General features: G+C 65.9%; 25 protein-coding genes. 15 read left to right on the top strand and 10 right to left on the bottom strand.

Translation table 11 applies throughout. The annotated features are described in order from the left end of the window. Positions 1 to 7: 7 nt before the first annotated feature. Together G7045_RS06605 and G7045_RS06610 are read right to left on the bottom strand one after the other, a co-directional pair. Complete coding sequence (locus G7045_RS06605; RefSeq protein ID WP_166160378.1) at positions 8 to 1,369, bottom strand: 3-deoxy-D-manno-octulosonic acid transferase; 1,362 nt, start codon at positions 1,367 to 1,369, stop codon at positions 8 to 10. Beyond that, a complete protein-coding gene (locus tag G7045_RS06610; RefSeq protein ID WP_166158903.1) occupies positions 1,369 to 2,757 on the bottom strand; it encodes a phosphomannomutase/phosphoglucomutase in 1,389 nt (462 codons plus the stop codon). Before G7045_RS06610 ends, G7045_RS06605 begins: the two co-directional genes overlap by 1 nt. 120 nt (positions 2,758 to 2,877) lie before the next feature. On the opposite strand from G7045_RS06610, the gene G7045_RS06615 reads away from it, so the two are divergent. The 3 genes from G7045_RS06615 (at position 2,878) to G7045_RS06625 (ending at position 7,709) form a co-directional block, all read left to right on the top strand. After that, complete coding sequence (locus G7045_RS06615; RefSeq protein WP_166158904.1) at positions 2,878 to 5,349, top strand: EAL domain-containing protein; 2,472 nt, start codon at positions 2,878 to 2,880, stop codon at positions 5,347 to 5,349. A 132-nt stretch (positions 5,350 to 5,481) separates the two neighbouring features. Then, entirely contained in the window at positions 5,482 to 6,690 is a 1,209-nt protein-coding gene (gene trpB, locus G7045_RS06620; protein WP_166158905.1) for a tryptophan synthase subunit beta, read from the top strand. 239 nt (positions 6,691 to 6,929) lie between these two features. Further along, complete coding sequence (locus G7045_RS06625) at positions 6,930 to 7,709, top strand: MHYT domain-containing protein (RefSeq protein WP_166158906.1); 780 nt, start codon at positions 6,930 to 6,932, stop codon at positions 7,707 to 7,709. A gap of 84 nt (positions 7,710 to 7,793) precedes the next feature. Here G7045_RS06625 and icd read toward each other — a convergent pair whose 3' ends face one another. Continuing rightward, positions 7,794 to 9,053 carry an NADP-dependent isocitrate dehydrogenase gene (gene icd, locus G7045_RS06630; RefSeq protein ID WP_166158907.1) on the bottom strand — a complete coding sequence of 420 codons (1,260 nt, stop codon included), beginning with the start codon at positions 9,051 to 9,053 and terminating at the stop codon, positions 7,794 to 7,796. Positions 9,054 to 9,178: 125 nt separating this feature from the next. On the opposite strand from icd, the gene G7045_RS06635 reads away from it, so the two are divergent. Further along, a complete protein-coding gene (locus G7045_RS06635) occupies positions 9,179 to 9,634 on the top strand; it encodes a DUF192 domain-containing protein (RefSeq protein ID WP_166158908.1) in 456 nt (151 codons plus the stop codon). Positions 9,635 to 9,735: 101 nt separating this feature from the next. Here G7045_RS06635 and G7045_RS06640 read toward each other — a convergent pair whose 3' ends face one another. From G7045_RS06640 to xseA, 3 genes are all read right to left on the bottom strand, one after another. Beyond that, complete coding sequence (locus G7045_RS06640; RefSeq protein ID WP_166158909.1) at positions 9,736 to 11,973, bottom strand: NADP-dependent isocitrate dehydrogenase; 2,238 nt, start codon at positions 11,971 to 11,973, stop codon at positions 9,736 to 9,738. 295 nt (positions 11,974 to 12,268) lie between these two features. Beyond that, entirely contained in the window at positions 12,269 to 12,850 is a 582-nt protein-coding gene (locus G7045_RS06645) for a superoxide dismutase (RefSeq protein ID WP_166158910.1), read from the bottom strand. 134 nt (positions 12,851 to 12,984) lie between these two features. Next, positions 12,985 to 14,310, bottom strand: coding sequence for an exodeoxyribonuclease VII large subunit (xseA, locus tag G7045_RS06650; RefSeq protein ID WP_166158911.1), 1,326 nt, complete (start codon positions 14,308 to 14,310; stop codon positions 12,985 to 12,987). Between the two features lie 333 nt (positions 14,311 to 14,643). Between xseA and G7045_RS06655 the strand changes: the two genes are divergently transcribed. From G7045_RS06655 to G7045_RS14900, 9 genes are all read left to right on the top strand, one after another. After that, a complete protein-coding gene (locus tag G7045_RS06655; RefSeq protein WP_166158912.1) occupies positions 14,644 to 15,267 on the top strand; it encodes a MotA/TolQ/ExbB proton channel family protein in 624 nt (207 codons plus the stop codon). Between the two features lie 16 nt (positions 15,268 to 15,283). Beyond that, a complete protein-coding gene (locus G7045_RS06660; protein ID WP_166158913.1) occupies positions 15,284 to 15,709 on the top strand; it encodes a biopolymer transporter ExbD in 426 nt (141 codons plus the stop codon). A gap of 11 nt (positions 15,710 to 15,720) precedes the next feature. Then, positions 15,721 to 16,710: a tetraacyldisaccharide 4'-kinase gene (lpxK, locus tag G7045_RS06665; RefSeq protein WP_166158914.1), complete on the top strand. Its 990-nt coding sequence runs from the start codon at positions 15,721 to 15,723 to the stop codon at positions 16,708 to 16,710. Positions 16,711 to 16,728: 18 nt separating this feature from the next. Continuing rightward, positions 16,729 to 16,914, top strand: coding sequence for a Trm112 family protein (locus G7045_RS06670; RefSeq protein WP_166158915.1), 186 nt, complete (start codon positions 16,729 to 16,731; stop codon positions 16,912 to 16,914). After that, on the top strand, positions 16,911 to 17,696 hold the full coding sequence (kdsB, locus tag G7045_RS06675) for a 3-deoxy-manno-octulosonate cytidylyltransferase (RefSeq protein WP_166158916.1): 786 nt from the start codon (positions 16,911 to 16,913) through the stop codon (positions 17,694 to 17,696). Before G7045_RS06670 ends, kdsB begins: the two co-directional genes overlap by 4 nt. A 98-nt stretch (positions 17,697 to 17,794) precedes the next feature. After that, positions 17,795 to 18,451, top strand: coding sequence for an adenylate kinase (adk, locus tag G7045_RS06680; protein WP_166158917.1), 657 nt, complete (start codon positions 17,795 to 17,797; stop codon positions 18,449 to 18,451). A 93-nt stretch (positions 18,452 to 18,544) separates the two neighbouring features. Beyond that, positions 18,545 to 18,859 carry a DUF1010 domain-containing protein gene (locus G7045_RS06685; protein ID WP_240919304.1) on the top strand — a complete coding sequence of 105 codons (315 nt, stop codon included), beginning with the start codon at positions 18,545 to 18,547 and terminating at the stop codon, positions 18,857 to 18,859. Between the two features lie 42 nt (positions 18,860 to 18,901). Then, positions 18,902 to 19,594: an aspartate/glutamate racemase family protein gene (locus G7045_RS06690; RefSeq protein WP_166158918.1), complete on the top strand. Its 693-nt coding sequence runs from the start codon at positions 18,902 to 18,904 to the stop codon at positions 19,592 to 19,594. A gap of 22 nt (positions 19,595 to 19,616) precedes the next feature. Continuing rightward, on the top strand, positions 19,617 to 19,700 hold the full coding sequence (locus G7045_RS14900; protein ID WP_370521760.1) for a DUF1010 domain-containing protein: 84 nt from the start codon (positions 19,617 to 19,619) through the stop codon (positions 19,698 to 19,700). A gap of 211 nt (positions 19,701 to 19,911) precedes the next feature. Here the strand turns inward: G7045_RS14900 and G7045_RS06695 are convergent, their stop codons facing one another. Beyond that, entirely contained in the window at positions 19,912 to 20,862 is a 951-nt protein-coding gene (locus G7045_RS06695) for an asparaginase (protein ID WP_166158919.1), read from the bottom strand. A 78-nt stretch (positions 20,863 to 20,940) separates the two neighbouring features. Here G7045_RS06695 and lexA point away from each other — a divergent pair, with 78 nt between their 5' ends. Together lexA and G7045_RS06705 are read left to right on the top strand one after the other, a co-directional pair. Continuing rightward, on the top strand, positions 20,941 to 21,615 hold the full coding sequence (gene lexA, locus G7045_RS06700; protein WP_166158920.1) for a transcriptional repressor LexA: 675 nt from the start codon (positions 20,941 to 20,943) through the stop codon (positions 21,613 to 21,615). A gap of 37 nt (positions 21,616 to 21,652) precedes the next feature. After that, entirely contained in the window at positions 21,653 to 22,660 is a 1,008-nt protein-coding gene (locus G7045_RS06705) for a D-2-hydroxyacid dehydrogenase family protein (RefSeq protein WP_166158921.1), read from the top strand. 27 nt (positions 22,661 to 22,687) lie between these two features. Here the strand turns inward: G7045_RS06705 and G7045_RS06710 are convergent, their stop codons facing one another. The 3 genes from G7045_RS06710 to G7045_RS06720 are packed head-to-tail and all read right to left on the bottom strand — an operon-like array spanning position 22,688 to position 25,053. Beyond that, positions 22,688 to 23,107: a hypothetical protein gene (locus tag G7045_RS06710; RefSeq protein WP_166158922.1), complete on the bottom strand. Its 420-nt coding sequence runs from the start codon at positions 23,105 to 23,107 to the stop codon at positions 22,688 to 22,690. Positions 23,108 to 23,110: 3 nt separating this feature from the next. Further along, complete coding sequence (locus G7045_RS06715) at positions 23,111 to 23,545, bottom strand: DNA polymerase III subunit chi (protein ID WP_166158923.1); 435 nt, start codon at positions 23,543 to 23,545, stop codon at positions 23,111 to 23,113. A gap of 11 nt (positions 23,546 to 23,556) precedes the next feature. Beyond that, positions 23,557 to 25,053, bottom strand: a complete 1,497-nt coding sequence (locus G7045_RS06720; RefSeq protein ID WP_166158924.1) for a leucyl aminopeptidase — start codon at positions 25,051 to 25,053, stop codon at positions 23,557 to 23,559.

The following is a 25,053-nucleotide window of genomic DNA, read 5'->3' on the forward strand; positions in this document are numbered from 1 at the left end:
TGAATTATCAAGCGTTTTCAGCCGATTTGTTACGTAACGCAAGCCGTACCGCCTGCGCCGTTGCCGCCGCCGCGCCCCGGTGCGCCTGGGCAAAGCTTTGCGCGGCCTGGCGCGCCTGGGCCAGGGCAGCGTCGTTTTGCAGCCAGCGCTCGGCCGCGCTCAGGGCAGCGCCCATGTCGGCCACGCGCTGCGCGGCGCCGGCGGCACAGGCATCTTCTGCCGCCTGGGCAAAGTTGAAGGTGTGCGGGCCCAGCAGCAGCGGGCAGGCGCAGGCGGCGGCCTCGATCAGGTTCTGTCCGCCCAGGGGGGCAAAGCTGCCGCCGAGCAGTGCGGCATCGGCCAGGCCGTAGTACAGCGGCATCTCGCCCAGACTGTCGCCGAGCCAGACGTCGGCGGGCGCGGGCGCATCGCCCCACTGGCTGCGCCGCGACACGCTCAGGCCAGCAGCCTGCAAGAGCGCCGCCACCTCGTCAAAGCGCTGCGGGTGGCGCGGTACGAGCAGCCATTGCACCGCGCCATCAACCATCCAATCAGCGCTTGAATTAGCTATCAAATCAGGAGCTGCTGACGCTTGCCTGGCAAGCGCTTCTTTCCTTTTTTGCTCTAAAGCCTGAAGCCACAGCGCCTCTTCGCCCTCGCGCGTGCTCGCCAGCAGCAGCACCGGGCGCGGCTGCTGCGCGCGCCAGCGGCGGCCCTGCGCCAGCTGGGCGCTGTCGGGCTGCACGTCAAACTTGATGTTGCCAAACACCCCTTGCACCGGCGCGCCCAGCAGGCGCAGGCGGGCGGCGTCAGCCTCGGTTTGTGCCCAGACGGCCGCCAGGCGGCGGTAGGCCGGGCGCGCAAGCCAGCCCAGGCGCTGGGCCTGGCGCAGCGAGCGCTCGTTCAGGCGCGCATTGGCCAGCACCAGCGGCAGGCCCTGGGCGTGGCAGGCGGCGATGAGGTTGGGCCAGACCTCAGTCTCCAGCAGCACGCCGATCTGGGGGCGAAAGTGGCGCAAAAAGCGCCGCACCGCGCCCGGCGTGTCCCAGGGCAGCCAGGCCTGCACATCGCCCGGCTGCAGCAGCTTGGCGCCTTCGGCCCGCCCGGTGGCCGTGCCGTGGGTGAGCAGCAGGCGCATGTCTGGCCACTGAGCGCGCAGGGCCTGCAGCAAGATGGCAGCGGCGCGCGTCTCGCCCAGCGAGACGGCGTGCAGCCACAGCAGCGGGCGCGCATCTGGGGCTGCGGTGGGGGCCGTGTGGTAGTGGCCAAAGCGCTCCTCCACCGCATGGGCGTAGCCGGGCTCGGCCAGGGCACGCCGGCGCAGCTTGCGCCGCAGCAGCGGCTGGGCGGCCCAGGCCAGGGCGCTATAGAGCCAGCGCACGGCGCGTATCAATGCGCGGCGCTGCCCGGCTGCGCGCCGGGCTTGACGCGTTCGAGCAGCGCCAGCATCTGCGCCTGGATGCGCGCCAGGGCCTCGGGGGTGTGGCCCTCAAAGCGCAGCACCAGCACGGGCGTGGTGTTGCTGGCGCGGATCAGGCCAAAGCCATCGGGCCAGTCCACGCGCAGGCCGTCGATGGTGTTGACCTGCGCCGGCGCGGCAAAGCTGCCCGCAGCCAGCGCCTGCAGCTCGGCGGTGAGGCGGTGCGGCTCGCCCTCTTCGCAGGCCACGTTCAGCTCGGGCGTGCTGCAGCTGCTGGGCAGCTGGTGGAGCACGGCGCTGGGGTCGGCGTGGCGGCTGACAATTTCAAGCAGGCGGCAGCCGGCGTAGGTGCCGTCGTCAAAGCCGTACCAGCGCTCCTTGAAGAAGATATGGCCGCTCATCTCGCCGCCCAGGGGCGAATCGACCTCTTTCATGCGCGCCTTGATGAGCGAGTGGCCGGTTTTGTACATCAGCGGCACGCCACCAGCGGCGGCAATGGCGGGGGCCAGCTGCTGCGTGCATTTGACGTCAAACAAGATGGTGCCGCCAGGCACGCGCTGCAGCACGTCTTGCGCAAACAGCACCAGCTGGCGGTCGGGGAAGATGTTTTGCCCATCCTTGGTGACGATGCCCAGGCGGTCGCCGTCACCGTCAAAGGCCAGGCCCAGTTCGGCGTCGCTGCCTTGCAAGGCGGCGATGAGGTCGCGCAGGTTCTCGGGCTTGCTCGGGTCGGGGTGGTGGTGGGGGAAGTTGCCGTCCACCTCGGAGAACAGCTCGATCACCTCGCAGCCCAGGGCGCGGAAGATGGCCGGGGCCGAGGCGCCGGCAACGCCGTTGCCGCAATCGACGACGATTTTCATGGGGCGCGCCAGCTTCACATCGGTGGTGATGCGCTCTGCGTAGGCGGGCAGCACATCGGCCTGGCGCACGCGGCCACCGGGGGCCAGCTGCCAGCTCTCGTCCTGCATGGTGCGGCGCAGCTGCTGGATGTCCTCGCCGTAGATGGCGCGGCCGGCGAGCACCATCTTGAAGCCGTTGTAGTCCTTGGGGTTGTGGCTGCCGGTGATCTGGATGCCGCTGGTGCACAGCGTGCTGGCCGCAAAGTAGAGCATAGGCGTGGTGCACAGGCCAATGTCTATCACCTCCACCCCCGCCTCCACCAGGCCCTGGATCAGCGCTGCCGACAGCGCCGGGCCCGACAGGCGCCCATCGCGCCCCACGGCCACCACCTGCTCGCCCGCAGCGCGTGCGGCAGCTCCAAAAGCGCGGCCCAGGCCCAGGGCCACGTCCTCGTTCAAGGTGCTGGGGACTATGCCCCGGATGTCGTAGGCTTTGAAGATGGCGGGGGACAGCTGCACGGGAAAAATCCTCTGTAAAAAAGCTGGGGGCGATTGTAGGAGCGCCCCCGGCACGACCAGGGGAATCTCCGCAGTGCAGCGGCCCGCAATGGTCTTTACATCCCCATACACTCACCCTCTATGCCTGATTCTGTTGCTCCCCTGCTACTGCCCCCCGATGTGCTGCACGCCATGCAAGCCATGGGCTGCGGCTATTGGCAGTGGGACGTGGTGCGGCGCCAGCTGCAGTTTGCCGGCGCGTTCTACCGCCCGTTTGGCGTTTTTGAGCAGCCGCCCGAGCAGGTGCACCGCTACTGGGACAGCCTGCGCCACCCCGACGATGCCGGGCGCCTGAAAGACTATCTGCAGCGCGTGCGCGCCGGTTTTGAGGAGAACTACGCCAGCGAAGGGCGCATCCGCGACCTGCAGGGGCAGTGGCACTGGATTGCATCGCGCGGGCGCGTAGCCGAGCGCGATGCCAAAGGCCAGCCGCTGCGCATCGTCGGCCTGACCAAAGACGTGACGCGCCGGCGCAAGCAGCAAGAGGAACTACAAGCCTTCAACAGCCTGCTGCTGCAGGCCGGGCGCCTGGCACGCCTGGGCACCTGGGAGCTGACGCCAAACCAGGGCATCATTTACTGGTCGGACATGTGCTACGCCATCCACGGCCTGCCCCTGGGCGCGCCGCTGCCACGCCACTACACCAGCACCCACGTCGCCCTGCCCTGGCGCCAGGCGCTGCGCGACAAGCTCACCGACTGCCTGCGCTTTGGCCTGGACTGGTCGATGGAGCTGCAAATCGTGCGCAGCGACGGCGAACTCATCTGGGTGCGTGCCCACGGCGAACCGGTGGTGGAAAACGGGCGCCTGCAGCGCGTGCGCGGCGTGATGCAGGACATCAACGACTACAAGCTCGCCGAAGTGCAGCTGCGCCAGTCCGAGGAGCATTTCACGCGCATCTTCCAGCTCGTGGAGCAGCCCATGGGCATGGTGCACTGCGGCGACGGGCATTACCAATACGTCAACCCCGCCTGGGAGGCCCTGACCGGCTACAGCGCGGCCGAGGCCATGGGCCATGGCTCGGTGGAGCTGGGTTTCTTCACCCCCGAAGACCGCGCGCAAATGCTCGCCGCCCTGGGCCAGGGCGATACCTTGTCGAACTACGAAATCAAGCTGCGCCGGCGCGACGGCCAGGTGCGCACCCTGCTGCAGTCGCTGCGCCGCCTGGATTACTACGACGAGCCTTGCTGGCTGTTCTCGGCCCAGGACATCACCGAACACAAGCAGCGCCAGGAGCAGCTGCAGCACCTGGCGCATTTCGACCCCCTCACCGGCCTGCCCAACCGCGTGCAGCTGGCGCAGCGCCTGCAAGACGCCATGGCCCAGGCCCGCCAGGCCGGCCAGCTGCTGGGCGTGGCCTACCTCGATCTCGACGGCTTCAAGCCCATCAACGACCGTCTGGGGCACGAGGCGGGCGACCGCCTGCTCATCGCCGCCGGCGCCCGCATGGCGCGCAGCCTGCGCAGCAGCGACTGCGTGGCGCGCCTGGGCGGGGATGAATTCGTCATCTTGCTGCCCGGCCTGGGCACGCGCAGCGACTGCGAGCACAAGCTGCAGCAGCTCATGCAGCGCCTGGCCACGCCCTACACCCTGGATACCGAGCGCGTGACCATCACCGCCAGCATCGGCTACACCCTCTACCCCGAGGACGATGCCGACGCCGACACCTTGCTGCGCCACGCCGACCAGGCCATGTACCAGGCCAAGCAAGCCGGGCGCAACCGCTTTCACGGCTTTGACGCCCTGCAGGCGCGCAGCCAGCGCGAACAGCAGGCCCAGGGCGAGCAGCTGCGCCAGGCGCTCGCGCGCGGCGAGTTCGTGCTCCACCTGCAGCCGCAAATCGACATGGCCAGCGGCGCCGTGGTGGGCGCCGAATGCCTGGCGCGCTGGCAGCACCCCGAGCGCGGCCTGCTCAGTCCGGCGCATTTTCTGCCCGCCATCGAAGGCACGACGCTGGAAATTGAATTTGGCCAATGGGCCTGCGCCGAGGCCCTGCGCCACTGCGCACAGCTGCAGCGCCAGGGGCTGACGCTGCGCCTGGCCGTCAACATTGCCGCCCAGCACGTGCAGCAGCCGGGCTTTACACGCGCGCTGCGCGCCCTGCTCGACGGCCACCCGCAGCTCGACGCCAGCTGGCTGGAGATCGAAATCACCGAAAGCGCCGCGCTCTACGACCTCGACGCCCTGACCACCGAGCTGACCGAGCTGCGCCAGCTGGGCGTGCGCATAGCGCTCGACGACTTTGGCACCGGCTACTCCTCGCTGTCGTACCTGCGCCACCTGCCGCTGGACCTGCTCAAAATCGACCAAAGCTTTGTGCGCGACATGCTCACCGACCCCGGCGACCTGGCCATCGTGCAAAGCGTGATCGGCCTGGCGCAATCCTTTGGCCGCCAGGTGATTGCCGAAGGCGTGGAAACCGCCGCGCAGGGCGCGCGCCTGCAGCAGCTGGGCTGCACCCTGGCGCAGGGCTACCACTTTGCCCGCCCCATGCCGCTCGATGCCCTGGTGGCCTGGCTGCAACACACCAGCCAAGGAAAAAGCGCTGACTGATCATCCGCTACACTGAAACTTGGTGCACTTGAACTGAAGCTTGCCCTTACCAGTCAAGCGCCAGCAGCTATCATTTTTGACATTGATTTGTAACATTAATTTGTAACATTGTTTGGAAAATTTACTGCCGCCATGAGCCACCCCACTGCCTTCGCCCCCATGCCCGATACCGACGGTTTCTTTGGCCCCTACGGAGGCCAGCTGGTGCCACCGCACCTCAAGCAGGCCATGGACGACATCAGCGCCGCCTACGCTGCCATCGCGCAGCGTGCAGATTTTCAAGACGAGCTCTCGCAGCTGTTTGCCGACTACGTCGGCCGGCCCAGCCCGATTTTTCATGCCAAGCGCCTCTCAGCGCAGCTCGGCGGCGCGCAGATCCACTTGAAGCGCGAGGACCTCAACCACACGGGCGCGCACAAGATCAACCACTGCCTGGGCGAGGCGCTCTTGGCCAAGTTCATGGGCAAGAAAAAGGTGATTGCCGAAACCGGCGCCGGCCAGCACGGCGTGGCGCTGGCCACGGCCTGCGCGCTGGTGGGCATCCCGTGCGAGATCCACATGGGCCAGGTCGATATCGAGAAAGAGCACCCCAACGTCACCAAGATGCGCATCCTGGGCTGCAAGCTGGTGCCCGTCACACGCGGCGCAGCCACGCTCAAAGAGGCGGTGGACAGCGCTTTTGACGAATACCTCACCAACCCCCAGGACTACCTCTACGCCATCGGCTCGGTCGTCGGCCCGCACCCCTTCCCGATGATGGTGCGCGACTTTCAAAGCATCATCGGCCGCGAGGCGCGCGCGCAGTTCCTGGCCAAGCACGGCCGCCTGCCGGACTACGCCACCGCCTGCGTCGGTGGCGGCTCCAACGCCATGGGGCTGTTCACCGCCTTCCTCGATGACGCCGACGTGCAGCTGGTGGGCGTGGAGCCCGCTGGCGAAGGCGTGGACAAGCCTGGGCGCCACGCCGCCACCTTGTCGGTGGGCAAACCCGGCGCCATCCACGGCATGAAGTGCTACGTGCTGGAGAACGCTGCGGGCGAACCCGCAGCCGTGCACAGCATTGCCTCGGGCCTGGACTACCCCGGCGTCGGGCCGCAGCACAGCTATTTGAAGGACACCGGCCGCGTGCAGTACGAGAGCGTGACGGACCAAGAATGCCTCGATGCCTTCATGCGCCTGTCGCGCGTGGAGGGCATCATCCCGGCCCTCGAGAGCGCCCACGCCGTCGCCTGGGCCATGCGCAAGGCCCCCACCCTGGGGGCCGAGCAACACATCCTGGTCAACCTCTCGGGCCGGGGCGACAAGGACGCCGACTACGTGGCCAAGGTTTTGGGGCTTTAAAGCAACGCTGAAACCTTTCTGGTAGTGCGTCAGCAGCTATCAAATAAAGAGCAGACAAAACAATCCGCCACCGCCTCAGGGCGTGGCGGATTTTTTCTTGCCACATAGCACAAAGGTGGAATTCGGGTAAACCCTAGGATTTGGAAATTCCATGGTAAATTCACCGGCTTTCTGATTTACATCAAGCCTTTGCCAAGCACCCCCTGGGGCACTGCACTGGACAAGGGTGGCCCTTTCCCATGAACACCAACATCCCTCTGGGCGAAATTACCCAAACTTCGTACAACTTCGGCCTTGTCGCCCTGTCTTACATCATCGCCGTCATCGGCTCTTTCGTTGCCCTCACGGCGGCGCAGCGCATCCAGAAAAAAGGGCAGATGCACATGCTCAACCTGATTGCAGCCAGTGTCTCGCTCGGCGGTATTGGTGTGTGGTCGATGCACTTCACTGGCATGTTGGCGCTGAACCTGGGCATGGGCTCGGGTTACTCGGCGTTTGAAACCGTGGTCTCGCTGCTCGCTGCAGTCATTGCCACGGGCATGGCCCTGGCTTTTGTGGCCAAAAACCCCAATGACCATGCCCGCCTGCTCACCGCCGGTGGCCTGCTTGGGCTGGGCATTGCCTTTATGCATTACCTGGGCATGTTTGGCCTGCGCTTTCCGGGCTACATCACCTGGGACTGGAGCATCATCGCCCTGTCGGTGGTGATTGCCATCGTGGCAGCGAGCGTGGCACTGTGGCTGGCGTTTCGCTCGGCCTCGGTGGCACTGCGCGGCGTGGCTTCGAGCCTGATGGGCGTGGCCGTCTGCGCCATGCACTACACCGCCATGGAAGCGGCCGATTTCGTCTGCACCGCCCCCACGACCGAGCGCTTTGCCACCCCGTTGGGCTTTGGCGTCATCAGCTCCCTGGACCTGCCCATGGTGGCCGGCATGGCCGCCATCAGCATGGCCGCACTCATTGGCTACGACCAGCTGATCCAGCGCACGCAAGAGAGCAACGCCACCGTGCGCGCCTGATCCTGCTGCATCAAGGCACAAAAAAACCGTGCCCGGCAAACGCTGCCGGGCACGGTTTTTTCATTCCTGGCCGGGGGCCAGGGCTTACATGGCGCCGATCATGACCTGACCAAAGCCCGAGCAGCTGACCTGGGTGGCGCCCTCCATCAGGCGCGCAAAGTCGTAGGTGACCTTTTTGCTCTGGATGGCTTTTTCCATGGCGCTGATGAGCAGGTCGGCGGCCTCGCTCCAGCCCATGTGGCGCAGCATCATCTCGGCGCTGAGGATGAGCGAGCCGGGGTTGACGTAATCCTTGCCCGCGTACTTGGGCGCCGTGCCGTGGGTGGCCTCGAACATGGCGACGCTGTCCGACAGGTTGGCGCCCGGGGCAATGCCGATACCGCCCACCTGCGCCGCCAGGGCGTCGGAGATGTAGTCGCCATTGAGGTTGAGCGTGGCAATCACGCTGTACTCGGCCGGGCGCAGCAGGATTTGCTGCAGGAAGGCGTCGGCAATGCTGTCTTTGATGGTGATCTCGCGCCCGGTTTTGGGGTTTTTCAGACGCATCCAGGGGCCGCCGTCGATCAGCGTGGCGCCAAACTCCTGCGCCGCCAGCTGGTAGCCCCAGTCGCGAAAGCCCCCTTCGGTGTACTTCATGATGTTGCCCTTGTGCACCAAGGTGACGCTGGGCTTGTCGTTGTCGATGGCGTACTGGATGGCCTTGCGCACCAGGCGCTGCGTGCCTTCGCTGGAGACGGGCTTGACGCCGATGCCGGAGGTGGCGGGGAAGCGGATTTTCTTCACGCCAAATTCATCTTGCAAGAAGGCGATGAGCTTTTTCGCCTTCTCTGAGCCGGCCTCGAACTCGATACCGGCGTAGATGTCTTCGGAGTTCTCGCGGAAGATCACCATGTCGGTCTTCTCGGGCTCTTTCAGGGGCGAAGGCACGCCCTGGAAGTAGCGCACCGGGCGCAGGCAGACGTACAGATCAAGCTCCTGGCGCAGCGCGACGTTGAGCGAGCGGATGCCGCCGCCCACCGGCGTCGTCAGCGGGCCCTTGATGGAGACGACGTAGTCGCGCACGGCGGCCATGGTTTCCTCGGGCAGCCAGACGTCGGGGCCGTAGACGCGGGTGGCTTTTTCGCCAGCAAACACCTCCATCCAGGCAATCTTGCGCTGCCCGCCGTAGCATTTGGCGACGGCTGCATCCACCACTTTGCGCATCACCGGCGTGACGTCCACCCCGGTGCCATCGCCCTCGATGAAAGGGATGATGGGCTGGGCCGGCACGTTGAGCGACATGTCGGCGTTGACGGTGATTTTTTGGCCCTCGGTGGGTACTTGAATGTGCTGGTAAGTGGTCATGCGCGAAAGTCTCCGTAGCAGGGCAAGGGCCAAACAAACGCTGCGCGGCCCTCGGGGGGTGCAGCGCAGAAATTCTAGCCACAAAAAACCGCACAATCGGCAGCCACCACAGCCCCTGCCTCCTTATGTCTTCCCCTTCTTTTGCCCGCCTTGGCCTTGTGCTTTGCCTGGTTTGCGCCGCCCCGGCCCAGGCCCAAAACGCCCCCCAAATGGATTTGCCGCGCACCGCGCTCACGGCCGGCATGTACCGCATCGACGCCCAGGTGGCGAGCGCGCCACGCGAGCGTGAAGTGGGCCTCATGTTCCGGCGCGAGATGCCGGCGCAAGAAGGCATGTTGTTCGTCTTCGAGCAGCCCGGTGTGCAGTGCTTCTGGATGAAGAACACCCTGCTGCCCCTGACCGCCGCCTTCGTCGCCGACGATGGCCGCATCGTCAACCTGGCCGACATGAAGCCACGCAGCGAAGATTCGCACTGCTCGGCCGAGCCCGTGCGCTACGTGCTGGAGATGAACCAGGGCTGGTTTGCCAAACGCGGCATCCAGGCCGGCGCCAAGCTGGGCGGTGTGCTATTTAAACGATAGCTGCTCACACTGCCTGCAAGCGCTCTACAAGCGCTTTTTAGCCTGATTTGCCCATAAAAAAGCCGCCCGGGCGGGCGGCTTGGGGTACAGACTGCTGCCTCTTAGGCTTTGAGCGCAGCCAGGGCGGCGTTCAAGGTCTGGCTCGGGCGCATCACGGCGTCGAGCTTGGCCAGGTCGGGCAGGTAGTAGCCGCCAATGTCCACGGCCTTGCCCTGCACGCTGTTGAGCTCATCGACGATCTGGGCCTCGTGGTCGGCCAGGGCCTTGGCCAGGGGCGCGAACTGGGCCGCCAGCGCGGCGTCTTCGGTTTGCGCTGCCAGCTCTTGCGCCCAGTACATGGCAAGGTAGAACTGGCTGCCCCGGTTGTCGAGCTGGCCGGTGCGCGGGCTGGGGTTCTTGTTGTTGTCCAGCAGCTTGCCGGTGGCGGCGTCGAGCGTCTTGGCCAGAAGCTGGGCGCGGGCGTTGCCGTTCTTGATCCCCAGGTCTTCCAGGCTCACCGCCAGGGCCAGGAACTCGCCCAGGCTGTCCCAGCGCAGGTGGTTTTCTTCCACCAGCTGCTGCACGTGCTTGGGTGCCGAGCCGCCGGCGCCGGTTTCGTACATGCCGCCGCCGGCCATCAGCGGGACGATGGAGAGCATCTTGGCGCTGGTGCCCAGTTCCATGATGGGGAACAGGTCGGTCAGGTAGTCGCGCAGGATGTTGCCGGTGGCGCTGATGGTGTCCAGGCCACGGATGACGCGCTCCAGGGTGTAGCGCATGGCGCGCACCTGGCTCATGATCTGGATATCGAGGCCCTGCGTGTTGTGCTCGTGCAGGTACATCTTGACCTTGGTGATGAGCTGGGCTTCGTGCGGGCGGTACGAGTCGAGCCAGAAGACGACGGGCATCCCGGACTGGCGCGCGCGCGTGACGGCGAGCTTGACCCAGTCGCGGATGGCGGCATCTTTCACCTGGCACATGCGCCAGATGTCGCCCTCTTCCACGTTCTGGCTCATCAGCACCTCGCCGGTGGCCAGGTCGGTGATGTTGGCCACGCCGTCTTCGGTGATTTCAAAGGTCTTGTCGTGGCTGCCGTATTCCTCGGCCTGCTGCGCCATCAGGCCGACGTTGGGCACCGTGCCCATGGTCTTGGGGTCGAACGCGCCGTGCCACTTGCAGAAGTTGATCATCTCCTGGTAGATGCGGGCGAAGGTCGATTCGGGCATCACGGCCTTGACGTCCTTGAGGCGTCCGTCCGCGCCCCACATCTTGCCGCTGTTGCGGATCATGGCGGGCATGGAGGCATCGACGATGACGTCGTTGGGCGAGTGGAAGTTGGTGATGCCCTTGGCCGAATCGACCATGGCCAGCTCCGGGCGGTGCTCGTGGCAGGCGTGCAGGTCGGCCTTGATCTCGTCTTGCAGGCTCTGCGGCAGGGTGGCGATCTTGTTGTACAGATCGACCATGCCGTTGTTCACGTTCACGCCCAATTCTTCAAACAGCTTGGCGTGCTTGGCAAAGGCGTCGCGGTAGAAAATTTTCACGCAGTGGCCAAAGACGATGGGGTGCGACACCTTCATCATCGTCGCCTTGACGTGCAGCGAGAACATGACGCCGGTCTTGCGCGCGTCCTCGATCTCCTTTTCATAGAAGGCCACCAGCGCCTTCTTGCTCATGAACATGGAGTCGATGACCTCGCGCTCTTGCAGGCTGACCTTGGGCTTCAAGACGATGGTCTTGCCGCTCTTGGTGATGAGCTCCATCTTCACGTCGCGCGCCTTGTCCAGCGTCATCGACTTTTCGCCGTGGTAGAAGTCGCCGTGGTGCATGTGCGAGACGTGCGAGCGCGACGCCTGGCTCCACTCGCCCATGCTGTGCGGGTTCTTGCGCGCGTATTCCTTGACGGCGCGCGGCGCGCGGCGGTCCGAGTTGCCCTCGCGCAGCACCGGGTTGACCGAGGAGCCAATGCACTTGTTGTACTTGGCGCGAATGGCTTTTTCTTCCTCGCTGCTGGGGTTTTCGGGGAAGTCCGGAATCTTGTAGCCCTTGTCCTGCAGTTCCTTGATGGCCGCCTTGAGCTGGGCCACCGAGGCGCTGATGTTGGGCAGCTTGATGATGTTGGCCTCGGGCTTCAAGGTCAGCTGGCCCAGCGCCGCCAGGTTGTCGGCCACGCGCTGCTCGGGCGTCAGGCATTCAGGAAACTGGCCCAGCACGCGGCTGGCGACCGAGATGTCGCTCTCGGCAACGTTGATGCCGGCCTGGCCGGCAAACGCGCGCACGATCGGCAGGAACGAGGCCGTGGCCAGGCGCGGGGCTTCGTCGGTCAGGGTGTAGATGATGGTGGGTTGTTGGGTGCTCATCTGGTGTCTCTCTTGGGTGAAAAAACAGCGATCTAGGGGCCGACTCGCAACCGGGCAGCGGGGATGAGTGCTACCAGGCCATGGCTTACAAGGTTTGCTGCAATAGCGCGCTACAGGCTACGTGTTTTTCACGCAATCCGCAATCGGCTATCACGATACAAAATTTTAGCCGCAATCCCCACCCAAAAACCGTAAGTCTTCTATAAGAGTTGCAACGGTGGCAGACGCAAAAAAGCCCAGGGGCCCGGGAATCGCTCCCCGGGCCCCTGGGCCTGGTGTTCAAGGGCTGAACGGCTTAGGCGAAGTTGGCCTCGGCAAACTTCCAGTTCACCAGGTTCGAGAAGAAGGTCTCGACGAACTTCTGGCGCAGGTTGCGGTAGTCGATGTAGTAGGCGTGTTCCCACACGTCCACCGTCAGCAGGGCCTTGTCGGCGGTGGTCAGGGGCGTGCCGGCGGCGCCGGTGTTGACGATATCGACCGAGCCATCAGCCTTCTTCACCAGCCAGGTCCAGCCCGAGCCAAAGTTGCCCACGGCGCTCTTGACGAAGGCTTCCTTGAAGGCGGCGTAGCTGCCCCACTTGGCGTTGATGGCGGCAGCCAGCGCGCCCGTGGGCTCGGCGCCGCCACCGGGGGTCATGCAGTTCCAGAAGAAGCTGTGGTTCCAGATTTGCGCGGCATTGTTGTAGATGCCGCCGCTGGACTTTTTCACGATCTCTTCGAGCGTCATGCCCTCGAATTCGGTGCCTTTTTGCAGGTTGTTGAGGTTCACCACATAGGCGTTGTGGTGCTTGCCATGGTGGTACTCCAGCGTTTCCTGGCTGTAGTGCGGGGCCAGGGCGTCGATGGCGTAGGGCAGCGGCGGCAGGGTGTGTTCCATGGTGGGTTCCTCGTGGTCGAAGTTATCGTTGATGCAAGACAAACAAGACGAATAAGACAAATGCCTTGCGCGAAACGAGCCATTGTAGGAAGAAGCCGCCAACTCTGCAGGCGCCGGCGCAAACCCCCATCCGCCTAGAGCAGGCGCGGCGGCACCACCGTCAGGTCGATGCAGCCATCTGCGAGCTGCGCGCGCAGCGGCGCACCGGGGCGCACCTGGGCGGCGCTGGTGACGCTCTTGCCCTGGTCGTCGGCCAGCAGGGCGTAGCCGCGTTCGAGCACGCGCTGCGGCGCCAGCAGCTGCAGGCGCAGCGCCAGCTGCTCCAGCGGCGCGCGCTGGCGCTCCAGCCCCCGCGCCAGGCTCGGAGGAATTTTTGCCGCCAGGGCTTGCTGGGATTGCGCCAGCTGCTGCATTTTCAATAGCACCGCCTGGCGCAGCCGCTGCCCCTGGCGCTGCAGCTGCAGCTGCTGGCGCGCCACCAGGGCCGAGGGCCGGCCCAGGCGCTGCGCCGCCATGTCCAGGCGCTGCGCACGCGCATCGAGCTGGCGCTGCAGCCCGGCCTGCAGCCGCTCTTGCTGCCATTGCAGGGCGCCGAGCCAGTCGGCACGCGGCGGCGCTGCCAGCTCTGCCGCCGCCGTGGGCGTGGGCGCGCGCAGGTCGGCGCAAAAATCGGCGATGGTGAAGTCCGTCTCGTGGCCGACGCCGCACACCAGCGGCACCGGGCTTTGCACGATGGTGCGCGCGAGCTGCTCGTCGTTGAAGGCCCAGAGGTCTTCCATCGAACCGCCGCCGCGCACGAGCAAAATCACGTCGATCGGGAATTCGGGGGAGGTTTCAGCCGCCAGCCCTTGTCCAGACTGCGCCAGCAGATACATTTTTGATAGCGCCTGGCACAGCGACGCCGGCGCCTGCGCGCCCTGCACCAGGGCCGGCACGAGCAGCACCGGAATGTGCGGCACGCGCCGCTGCAAGGCGGTGACGACATCGTGCCAGGCGGCCGCCCCCGGCGAGGTGACGACGCCAATGCCGCGCGGCAGCGCCGGCAGGCTGCGCTTGCGCGCGGCGTCGAACAGGCCCTCGGCTTCGAGCTGGGCTTTGAGGCGCACAAACTGCTCGAACAGCGCGCCCTGGCCGGCGCGCTCCAGGCGCTCGACGATGAGCTGCAGATCGCCGCGCTGCGGATAGACATCGAGCCGCCCGTGCAGCTGCACCAGCTCGCCATCGCGCGGCACAAAATCAAGGCCGCTGGCGGCGCGCTTGAACATGGCGCAGCGCAGCTGGCCCTGCGCGTCCTTGAGCGAAAAATAGCAATGCCCGCTGGCCGCGCGTGCAAAGCCCGAAATCTCGCCACGCACCAGCACCGGGTTGAAGCGCGCCTGCAGCGCGTCGCCCACCGCCTGGCACAGCGCGCCCACGGCCCACACGGGCCGCGCCAGGCCTGGGTTTGCGGCCTCAGGCATGGGCTACCCCCGCCGGGATACTCCACAGTGCCGACGCCCGCTGCAGCCAGGGCGCACGCCCCCCGCGCAGCGCCAGCAAATAGGTGCAAGTTGTTGATTTCACGGTGTTTTTTGCTGAGCGTTTTTTCATCAATCTGTCCAAAGCCTGATTTGGCGCGGCTTTGCGGGCTCTATCCCTACAGTCATCCACAAAGTTATCCACAGGTTCTGTGGGTTCTGCTGCGGCGCTGGCCCCGGTCTGCAACCGTCTGCAACCGTGGCTGCCGCCAGGGCGCCGGGGCAGCGTGCTGGGCGATAATCGCCCGTTGCCCTCATTCGTGCGGAGAGAGAATTTTGCTGTCGATCATACAAGCCGCAGGCTGGCCGATTTGGCCCCTGGTTGCCTGCTCCGTCCTGGCGCTGGCGCTCGTCGCCGAGCGTTTTCTGGCCCTGAAAACGGCGCGCGTTGCGCCCCCGAAACTGCTCGACGAGGCCATTGCCGTCTCCAGCAAGGGCCTGCCCACGCCCGACACCGTGAACCAGCTGGCGCAGAACTCGGCCCTGGGCGAGGTGCTTGCCAGCGGCCTGCGCGCCCTCATCGCCCAGCCGCAAAGCTCCGAGGCTGAGCTGCGCGCCGCCATGGAGAGCGCCGGGCGCAGCGTGGCGCACCGCCTGGAAAAATACCTCAACGCCCTGGCCACCATCGCCTCGGCGGCGCCGCTGCTGGGCCTTTTGGGCACCGTCATCGGCATGATCGAAATTTTTGGTTCGCAAGGCGGCACCAGCACCGGCGGCAACCCGGCGCAGCTCGCGCACGGCATTTCCGTGGCGCTCTACAACACCGCCTTCGGTCTGATCGTCGCCATCCCGGCGCTGATCTTCTGGCGCTACTTCCGCAGCCGCGTCGATGAGTACCTGCTGACACTCGAACTCGCCGCCGAGCAGTTCGTGCGCCACCTGGGCCGCGTGCGCAAGTAAAAGGCCCGGCCCCGCCATGAACTTTCGCCCCCGCACCAAGGAAGAGCCGGAGATCAACCTGATCCCCTTCATCGACGTGCTGCTGGTGATCCTCATCTTCCTGATGCTGACCACCACCTACAGCAAGTTCACCGAGCTGCAGCTGACCCTGCCCGTGGCCGACGCCGAGCAGCAGCGCGACTATCCCAAGGAAGTCATCGTCGCCGTCGCCGCCGATGGCCGCTACGCCGTCAACAAGGCCGGCGTCGAGGGCAAGGGCGTGGACGCCATCGCCCAGGCGCTGCAGCAGGCCGGCAAGGCCGGCAGCGGCTCGGTGGTCATCATCAGCGCCGACGCCATGGCGCCGCACCAGTCCGTCATCACGGTGATGGAGGCCGCGCGCCGCGTCGGCCTGACGCAAATCACCTTCGCCACCCAATCCGCCGCCAGCGCGGGCCGCTGATTTTTCGCCCCATGCCCGCGTCCGATCGCCTGCGCCGCGCCTGGCGCCAGCGCGGGCCGCTGGCACTGGCGCTGTGGCCGCTGGCCCAGCTCTACGGCGCGCTGGTGCGCCTGCGCGGCGCGCTCTACCAGCGCGGCTGGCTGCGCACGCAGCGGGTGGACGTGCCCGTCATCGTCGTCGGCAACGTGATTGCTGGCGGCGCCGGCAAAACCCCGGTCACCCTGGCCATCGTCGAACACCTGCGCGCACGCGGCTGGCACCCGGGCGTGATCTCGCGCGGCTACGGGCGCCAGGGCCGCGATTGCCGCCCGGCCCGGCCCGACAGCCTGGCCAGCGAAGTCGGCGACGAGCCGGCGCTGATCGCCCGGCGCAGCGGCGTGCCGGTGTACGTCGCGCCCACGCGCTACCAGGCGGCCTGCGCGCTGCGCGCGGCGCACCCCGAGATCAACATCCTGGTGTGCGACGACGGCCTGCAGCACCTGGCGCTCGCGCGCGACGTCGAAATTTGCGTGTTCAACGACGAGGGCCTGGGCAACGGCTGGCTGCTGCCCGCCGGCCCGCTGCGCGAACCCTGGCCGCGCCGCGTCAGCGCCCTGCTCTACAGCGGCGCCCAGCCCCCGCCCGGCAGCAGCGCCCCCGCCTTTGCCCTGCAGCGGCGCCTGGCGCCCTGCGCCTACGACGCCCAGGGCCAGCGCTGGCCGCTGCAGGCGCTGCGCGGCCAGCCGCTGCAGGCCCTGGCGGCCGTGGCGCGGCCGGAGGAATTCTTTGCCATGCTGCGCGCCCAGGGGCTGCAGCTGGCGCACACCCAGGCGCTGCCCGATCACTATGATTTTGATAGCTGGCAGCGCGCTCCAGATAAGCCCTACACCCTGATTTGCACCGAAAAAGACGCCGTTAAACTCTGGCTGAGCGAACCCCAGGCGCTGGCCGTGGGGCTGGAGCTGGTGTTGCCCGAGGGCTTTTGGACGCTGCTCGACGCCTCGCTATCATCCCCTCCTTGATTTTTTGCCCAAGCCGCCATGGATACCAAACTGCTCGAACTGCTGGTCTGCCCCGTCACCAAAGGCCCCCTCACCTATGACCGCGAACGCCAGGAGCTGGTCTCGCGCAGCGCGCGCCTGGCCTACCCGGTGCGCGACGGCATTCCGGTGCTGCTCGAAAACGAAGCCCGCCCGCTGAGCGACGAAGAACTGCAGCAGGCATGAGCTTCACCGTCCTGATTCCGGCGCGCATGGCATCGAGCCGCCTGCCGGACAAGCCCCTGGCCGACATCGCCGGCCTGCCCATGGTGGTGCGCGTGGCGCGCCAGGCGCAGCAAAGCGGCGCGGCGCGCACCGTGGTCGCGGCCGACGACGCCCGCATCCTCGCCGCCTGCACCGCGCACGGCGTCGAGGCCGTGCTCACCGACGCCGCCCACCCCAGCGGCAGCGACCGCCTGGCCCAAGCCTGCACGCTGCTGGGCCTGGACGGCGACGCCGTGGTCGTCAACGTGCAAGGCGACGAGCCTTTGATGGCCCCCGCGCTCATCGACGCCGTCGCCGCCCTGCTGCCGGCCCAGCCCGGCGCCAGCATGGGCACGGCGGCCCACGCCCTGAGCAGCCTGGCCGAGTACGAGAACCCCAACGTCGTCAAGGTGGTGTGCAACGCGCGCGGCCTGGCGCAGTACTTCAGCCGCGCGCCCATCCCCTGCGCCCGCGACCACGCCGGCCAGGCCTGGTGGCAGGGCGCGCCGGCGCAGCCAGCGCTCGCCGACTTTGCACCGCTGCGCCACATCGGCATCTACAGCTACCGCGCCGGGTTCTTGCGCCAGTTCCCACAGCTCACGCCCGCGCCCACCGAGGCCATCGAGGCGCTGGAGCAGCTGCGCGCCCTCTGGCACGGCCACGGCATTGCCGTGCACATCACACCAGAAATGCCAGGCCCGGGGGTCGATACCCCGGCCGATCTGGCACGCGTGCGCGCCCTGCTGGCCACCGCCCGGGCGTAAGCCAGGCCAGGGTTTACGCGTGCTATCCTCTCAAGTCCTATACAAGAGTTGCACTTCGTAGCAGCCCCCGCGATTTACATACCATCCGAGGAACCTCCATGAGACTGATCCTGTTGGGCGCACCCGGCGCCGGCAAAGGCACGCAAGCGGCTTTCATCTGCCAGAAATACGGCATTCCGCAAATCTCCACCGGCGATATGCTGCGCGCCGCCGTCAAAGCCGGCACGCCGCTGGGCCTGCAGGCCAAGGCGGTGATGGATGCCGGCCAGCTCGTCAGCGACGATCTCATCATCAACCTCGTCAAAGAGCGCATCGCCCAGGCCGACTGCGCCCAGGGCTTTTTGTTCGACGGCTTCCCGCGCACCATCCCCCAGGCCGAAGCGATGAAGGCCGCCGGCGTCAAGCTCGACTACGTGCTCGAAATCGACGTGCCGTTCGACGCCATCATCGAGCGCATGAGTGGCCGGCGCTCGCACCCGGCCTCGGGCCGCACCTACCACGTCACCTTCAACCCGCCCAAGGTCGCCGGCAAGGACGACGTCACCGGCGAAGACCTGGTGCAGCGCGAGGACGACAAGGAAGAAACCGTGAAAAAGCGCCTGGACGTGTACAGCGCCCAGACCCGTCCGCTGGTCGATTACTACTCCAGCTGGGCCCAGCAAAACCCGGCCGCCGCGCCCAAGTACCGCGCCATCAGCGGCACCGGCAGCGTCGAGCAGATTACGGACCGCGCCCTCTCGGCCCTGGCCGGCTAAAACCCCATCGCTCAATGCCCACCCGCCCCCGGCCCCATGCCAGCGGCGGGTTTTTTATCCTAAATCCGGCAGTTGGATGCGCCCGTCAGTGCTGTGTTAGTTAGTCCCGCAGAGAAGCCGCTTTATTCAGCCCATGCTTTTTCAAACGGCATTCAGTTTCTCAGGCGTTATTCAGCGCCTTGCTGGCCGTTTCTCCGGGCTTCGCCTGCGGGCAGTTTGCCTATTTCAAGCCTTTTGGGCCCTGGCCCTTGCGCAGCAAGCGCAAGCAGCTATCATTTTGCAAGCGTTCCGCTGCCTCGGTGGCGCTGTGCTTTTGCGCAGTTCGCGCCCGTCGTCAAGTTGGGGCTTCCCGTTTTGGCCTCCGGGTCTAACTTTTCATCGCAGCCGACCGGCTACGCCGTCGGCTGAATTCAGGGCGTTAGTCGTCACTTGGTTCACTCAGGAATATCCATGAAGATCATTGGTCTTATCGGTGGTATGAGTTGGGAGTCAACGATTCCTTACTATCGTCAAATTAACGAAATAGTGAAGGAACGTCTCGGTGGATTGCACTCTGCAAAACTCATCCTTTATTCGGTTGATTTTGATGAGATTGAGCGACTTCAGCATTGCGGTAACTGGGAAGCAGCAGGGGCTGTCTTGGCAGGCGCTGCTCGCGCACTAGAAGCGGCAGGGGCATCTTTTTTAGTATTGTGCACAAATACAATGCACAAAGTAACACCCCATATTGAAGCGGCAGTCACTATCCCACTACTCCATATTGCAGATCCAACAGCCACTGAAATTAAACGAGCTGGTTATTCGACTATTGGTTTGCTTGGTACGCGGTTTACAATGGAACAGCCATTTTATCGCGACCGTTTAAGTACAACTCATAACCTTCGCGTCATCGTTCCTGAACAAAATGATCGCGAAATAATTCATCGCATCATTTACGAAGAATTATGTTTAGGAATTATCAAATCAGAATCTCGCAATGAATATCAAAGAATCATCAAAATCCTTGCATCAAAAGGTGCAGAGGCCATCATTCTTGGATGTACTGAAATATCACTACTCATCAATCAGCAAGATACAGTGATTCCATTATTCGACACCACTGCCATTCATGCCAAGGCCGCCGCACAGGAAGCTATAAATTAGAGATATTTTATTTTCTCAGTTCATACCTATCATAAATCTGGAGTTTCCCGTTTTTGCCTCCGGGTCTAACTTTTCATCGCAGCCGACCGGCTACGCCGTCGGCTGAATTCAGGGCGATGGGCGTGCCAGGCAAGGCGAGAGGACGCCGCGCACTCCTGTGCGCAAGGACGAGCAACGCAGCATGGCGCGGCCAGCACGGTGCTGGCGGGTGCATAGCGCTCTCACCCAATAGGTGAACGCTACCGGAGCCAAAAATATCAAAGCCCATAAGATGTTATTGAGGGTTGCAAGCGATCAACTGCCGGATTTAGGGTTATTTATGCCCCCAGCAGCTGCAGCTGCAGCGCAATGCGCGCCTTCACCGGGCTCAGGCCCGGGGTGCTGGGAAATGGATCGTCGGCCTGCACCAGCAGCTGCCCCAGGGAACAGCGCGTGGCCACACGCACCGCCACGCCGGCGCGCTGCGCCCGCTCCAGCGCCGCGTGCAGGGCGCGGTGCAGCGTACCGTTACCCGTGGCAGCAACAACGATGCCCTGCGTGCCATCGGCCACCAGGGCATCAACGATGCGGCCATCGGCCCCGGCGTGGCTCAGCACGATCTCCACGCGCGGCGCAGCCCCGGCGTCCACTATCTTTTTAATAGCTGCTGGCGCTGGATTGACAAGCGCTAGCGGCCTGTTATGCCTCCAGCGCAGCACCCCCTCTTCGACCCAGCCCAAGGGGCCATCGTCGCCCGAGCTGAAGGCGTCGATCCGGTACGGGTGCACCTTGCTCACGGCCTGCGCGCCGTGCACGCTGCCCGCAGCCACCACCAGCACGCCCTGCACCCCGGCGCTGGCGGCCACGGCCAGCGCGTCGCGCAGGTTTTGCGGCCCATCGGGCGCGAGCGCCGTCGCCGGGCGCATGGCGCAGGTCAGCACCACGGGCTTGCGCGCTGCCAGCACGCTGTGCAAAAACCAGGCCGTTTCCTCCAGCGTATCGGTGCCGTGGGTGATGACGATGGCGCGCACCTGGCTGTTCACCAGCAGCTGCGTGCAGCGCTGCGCCAGGGCGCGCCAGACGGCCCAATCCATGTCCTTGCTATCGACCTGGGCCAGCTGCTCCATCGCCAGCGGGCCACGCGCGGCCTGCTCCAGCCCCGGCACGGCAGCGAGCAGGGCCTGCACCGACAGCTGCGCCGCCCGGTAGCCCAGGCCCGCCCCGGGCTGCAGCGCCGTACCGGCAATGGTGCCGCCCGTGCCCAGCACGACGATTTTTCCTGCGCTCACTTGCCCACCCCTTGAAACTGTTTAAAAATACAGATACTGAAATAAAACCCAGGTCACCCCTGCACAGGAGCCGCCCGAATGCACGACCAGCCCAAACTCACCGCCCGCCAGCAGCAGGTGCTCGATTTGATCCAAACCGCCATCGCCCACACCGGCGCCCCGCCCACGCGCGCCGAAATCGCGGCCGAACTCGGCTTCAAGTCGGCCAACGCCGCCGAAGAACACCTGCAGGCGCTGGCGCGCAAAGGCGTGATCGAGCTGGTCAGCGGCACCTCGCGCGGCATCCGCCTGTGCAGCGAAGCGGTGCGCAGCATCAACGCCCTGCGCGGCACCCAGTTCAGCCTGCCCATTGCCGGCCTGCAGCAGCTCACGCTGCCCCTCATAGGCCGCGTTGCCGCCGGCGCGCCGATTCTCGCGCAGGAACATGTCGATCAAACCTACTGCGTCGAAAGCAGCCTGTTTGCGCACAAGCCCGACTACCTGCTCAAGGTGCGCGGCATGTCGATGCGCGATATCGGCATCATGGATGGCGACCTGCTGGCCGTGCAATCCACGCACGAGGCGCGCAACGGCCAGATCGTCGTTGCCCGCCTGGGCGATGAGGTCACCGTCAAGCGCCTGCGCCGCACCGCCCAAGGCGTGGAGCTGCTGCCCGAGAACCCGGACTACCCCGTCATCCACGTCGGCCCTGGCGAGCCCTTCGCCATCGAGGGCCTGGCCGTGGGCCTGATCCGCAACACCTTGCTCAGCTGATACCGTTGGTTGCAGTGCCGCAAGGCACAATGGTGGGATGAACATTGTCATTCTTGACGATTACCAGGACGCCGTCCGCAAGCTGCACTGCGCCACGCGCCTCGATCCCTACACCGCCAAGGTCTACACCAACACCGTCAAGGGGCTGGGCCAGCTCTCGGTGCGCCTGCGCGATGCCGACATCATCGTCCTCATCCGCGAGCGCACGCACATCACGCGCCAGCTGGTAGAAAAGCTGCCCCGGCTCAAGCTCATTGCGCAAACGGGCCGTGTCGGGGGCCACATCGACGTCAACGCCTGCACCGAGCGCGGCGTGGCCGTGGCCGAGGGCGTGGGCTCGCCCGTGGCGCCAGCGGAGCTGACCTGGGCCCTCATCATGGCCGCCATGCGCCGCCTGCCGCAGTACATCGCCAACCTCAAGCACGGCGCCTGGCAGCAATCGGGGCTGCGCTCTGCCTCCATGCCGCCCAATTTCAGCCTGGGCCATGTGCTGCGCGGCAAAACGCTGGGCATCTGGGGCTATGGCCGCGTGGGCCAGCTGGTGGCGGGCTATGGCCGCGCCTTTGGCATGAACGTGCGCATCTGGGGGCGTGAAGCTTCGCGCGCCCAGGCCCTGGCCGATGGCTACCAGGTGGCCAACTCGCGCGAAGAATTTTTTGCCCAAAGCGACGTGCTCTCGCTGCACATGCGCCTCAATGAGGACACGCAAGGGGTCATCAAGCTGCAGGATTTGTCGCTCATGAAGCCGACGGCACTGCTGGTCAACACCGCCCGCGCCGAGCTGATAGAAACCGACGCCCTGATCGCCGCCCTGAACCGGGGCCGCCCCGGCATGGCGGCCCTGGACGTGTTCGACACCGAACCCATCTTGCAGGGCCACGCCCTGCTGCGGCTGGAAAACTGCATCTGCACGCCGCACATCGGCCTGGTGGAGCAAGACAGCTACGAGCTGTATTTCGGCTCGGCCTTTGACAACGTCGTCAACTTCATTCGGGGCACGCCGACGAACATCGTCAACCCCGGGGCGCTGCAGGTGCGGCGCTAAAGCGCGCAGCGCCACCCAAGCGCCCAGCTACGGCTCCTGCAGCTCCTGCGCCACGGCCTCATAGACGGCCTGGCGCACCACGGTTTCCACTTCCTGGCGCACGCGCTGCACCATGGTACGCGTCTGCTCCTGCACGACGATGGCGATGGCTTCGCGCAGACGCTGGTCGAGCACCAAATCCACGCGCTGCAACACCCGGTGCACCAGGTCTTCCTCCAGCCCCTCGGGCACGGCCGGCGCCGGGCTGGTCAGCAGCAAATCGGGCAGCAGCACGGCTGGCGGCGGCGCTGCAGGCTCGGGCGCCCACACTGGCGGCGCTACAGGCGCTACGGGCGCTGGAGGCACCACCGGGGGCAGCGGCTGCGACAGCTCAGTGGCGGTATGCGTCACCACCTCCGTCAAGGTGGGCACAAAACGCGGCGGGGTGCGGGGGGGCGGCTGGGTCATGGATCAAGAGCCTTGCAGCACCAGGTCATGGCGAATGAGGCCATAGCCCTGCGCCTGGTAGTCGCGCCAGCGCTGGCGCGCCTGTTGGCGGTCGGACATATCGTGGGCACTGACGACTTCGATCACGCGGGCAAAGCGTTCAAAGCCGCTGGGAATGCCAGCCCCGAGGTTGAGCAGCATCTCCTGGTGCGGCGCATCGTCGGTGCGGCTGGCCAGCACAATGGGCGAGAGGCGCCACAGATCAGCGTCGCAGCCCTCGACCGCATGGGCGACGAAGTCCTGCGGCCGCATATGCCACATCAGCTCATCGAGCGGCGCCAGCAGCTCTGGCGGCGCCAGCACCACCAGGCGGGATTCGCGCTGCAACGCCTTGCGCGCAAAACGGCAGGCGTAGGCGAGCTTGTCGGGGGCGTTGAAGTGAAACGCGATCTCTGGCACGGCGCCCTCGCTCACTGCGCCTTGGCTTTGGGCTTGGCTTTGGGATTGCCTTTAGGCTTGGCGGCCTTGCCCACGGCAGCGCTGTCGAGCAGGTACTGCAGCAGCAGGCCCACGGGGCGGCCCGTGCCGCCCTTGGCGGCGCCGCTTTTCCAGGCGGTGCCGGCAATATCGAGGTGCGCCCAGGGCGTATCGCCCACAAAGCGCTGCAAAAACTTGGCCGCCGTCACGGCGCCCGCCGGGCGCCCGCCGACGTTGGCCAGATCGGCAAAATGGCTCTTGAGCCCCTCGGCGTAATCGTCGTCGAGCGGCAGGCGCCAGCAGGGATCGAGCGCCGCATCGCCAGCGGCCTGCAGGCTGCCAGCGAGCGTGTCGCAGCTGGCAAACAAGCCGCTGCGCACGCCGCCCAGGGCAATCACGCAGGCGCCGGTGAGGGTGGCAATGTCGATGATGGCGCGCGGCTTGAAGCGGGCGGCGTAGGTCAGCGCGTCGCACAGCACCAGGCGGCCTTCGGCGTCGGTGTTGAGGATTTCAATGGTCTGGCCGCTCATGCTGGTGACGACGTCGCCAGGCTTGACGGCTTGACCACCCGGCATGTTCTCGGTAGCGGCGATCAGGCCAACGACGTTGATCTGCGGCTGCAGCAGCGCCAGCGCCTGGAACACGCCCAGCACGCTGGCAGCGCCGCCCATGTCGAATTTCATCTCGTCCATCTCGGCGGCAGGCTTGAGCGAGATGCCGCCGGTGTCAAACGTAATGCCCTTGCCGACCAGCACCACCGGCGCCTCTTTCTTGCCCGCGCCCTGGTAGCGCAGCTCGATGAAGCGCAGCGGCTCGGCCGAGCCCTGGGCCACGGCCAGGAAAGCGCCCATGCCGAGTTTTTCCAGCGCGGCCCGCTCCATCACCTGGCATTCAATCGGCCCGCCAGCGAGCGCCTGCGCCGCCTGTGCCAGCAGCGTGGGCGTGGCGTGGTTGGCCGGGCGGTTGGCCCATTCGCGCGCCAGGGCCACACCCGCTGCCAGCGCCTGGCCCTGTGCAAAGGCCGCCTGCAGCGATTTTTTCTCGGGCACGGCCAGCACCACCTGCACCAGCGCCGGCGCCTTGGCCTGGGGCTTGGTGGCGGTATACACGTAGCTGGCATCGGCCACAGCCTGCACTGCTGCCGTCAGCGCCGCAGCGCTGGGCGTATGGGCAAAACACACCAGAGCCTGGGCCACGCCCGCCGCCTTGAACGCGCCAGCGCAGGCCAGCAGCGCCTGGCGCACGGCCTTGGCGCTGCCATTGCCGCAGCCAGCGAGCAGCACGCGGCGCGCGGCCACGGCGGGCAGCTGGTACAGCTCTAGCAGTTTGCCTGGCTGGGGCTCCAAATCCTGGTGCTTGAGCGCGTGCGCCACCAGCGCCGACAGCGGATCACTGCCAGCGACGAACCCCTCGCCCACCAGCAGCACCAGCAGGTCGCATTTTTCGGTGGCGGCTTGCGGCAGCGCCAAGGCCTTGAGTTCAAAGTTCAT

Origin of the sequence: Acidovorax sp. HDW3, from assembly GCF_011303755.1 — a bacterium.
Classification (GTDB): Bacteria; Pseudomonadota; Gammaproteobacteria; order Burkholderiales; family Burkholderiaceae_C; genus Paenacidovorax.

Coding starts and splice junctions, on each gene's coding strand:
- adk (WP_166158917.1), top strand. CDS start 17,795: ATGAGACTGATCCTGTTGGGCGCACCCGGCGCCGGCAAAGGCACGCAA.
- G7045_RS06640 (WP_166158909.1), bottom strand. CDS start 11,973: ATGAGCACCCAACAACCCACCATCATCTACACCCTGACCGACGAAGCC.
- G7045_RS06705 (WP_166158921.1), top strand. CDS start 21,653: ATGAACATTGTCATTCTTGACGATTACCAGGACGCCGTCCGCAAGCTG.
- G7045_RS06645 (WP_166158910.1), bottom strand. CDS start 12,850: ATGGAACACACCCTGCCGCCGCTGCCCTACGCCATCGACGCCCTGGCC.
- G7045_RS06690 (WP_166158918.1), top strand. CDS start 18,902: ATGAAGATCATTGGTCTTATCGGTGGTATGAGTTGGGAGTCAACGATT.
- G7045_RS06710 (WP_166158922.1), bottom strand. CDS start 23,107: ATGACCCAGCCGCCCCCCCGCACCCCGCCGCGTTTTGTGCCCACCTTG.
- kdsB (WP_166158916.1), top strand. CDS start 16,911: ATGAGCTTCACCGTCCTGATTCCGGCGCGCATGGCATCGAGCCGCCTG.
- icd (WP_166158907.1), bottom strand. CDS start 9,053: ATGACCACTTACCAGCACATTCAAGTACCCACCGAGGGCCAAAAAATC.
- G7045_RS06720 (WP_166158924.1), bottom strand. CDS start 25,053: ATGAACTTTGAACTCAAGGCCTTGGCGCTGCCGCAAGCCGCCACCGAA.
- G7045_RS06670 (WP_166158915.1), top strand. CDS start 16,729: ATGGATACCAAACTGCTCGAACTGCTGGTCTGCCCCGTCACCAAAGGC.
- G7045_RS06615 (WP_166158904.1), top strand. CDS start 2,878: ATGCCTGATTCTGTTGCTCCCCTGCTACTGCCCCCCGATGTGCTGCAC.
- G7045_RS06635 (WP_166158908.1), top strand. CDS start 9,179: ATGTCTTCCCCTTCTTTTGCCCGCCTTGGCCTTGTGCTTTGCCTGGTT.
- xseA (WP_166158911.1), bottom strand. CDS start 14,310: ATGCCTGAGGCCGCAAACCCAGGCCTGGCGCGGCCCGTGTGGGCCGTG.
- lexA (WP_166158920.1), top strand. CDS start 20,941: ATGCACGACCAGCCCAAACTCACCGCCCGCCAGCAGCAGGTGCTCGAT.
- G7045_RS06660 (WP_166158913.1), top strand. CDS start 15,284: ATGAACTTTCGCCCCCGCACCAAGGAAGAGCCGGAGATCAACCTGATC.
- lpxK (WP_166158914.1), top strand. CDS start 15,721: ATGCCCGCGTCCGATCGCCTGCGCCGCGCCTGGCGCCAGCGCGGGCCG.
- G7045_RS06625 (WP_166158906.1), top strand. CDS start 6,930: ATGAACACCAACATCCCTCTGGGCGAAATTACCCAAACTTCGTACAAC.
- trpB (WP_166158905.1), top strand. CDS start 5,482: ATGAGCCACCCCACTGCCTTCGCCCCCATGCCCGATACCGACGGTTTC.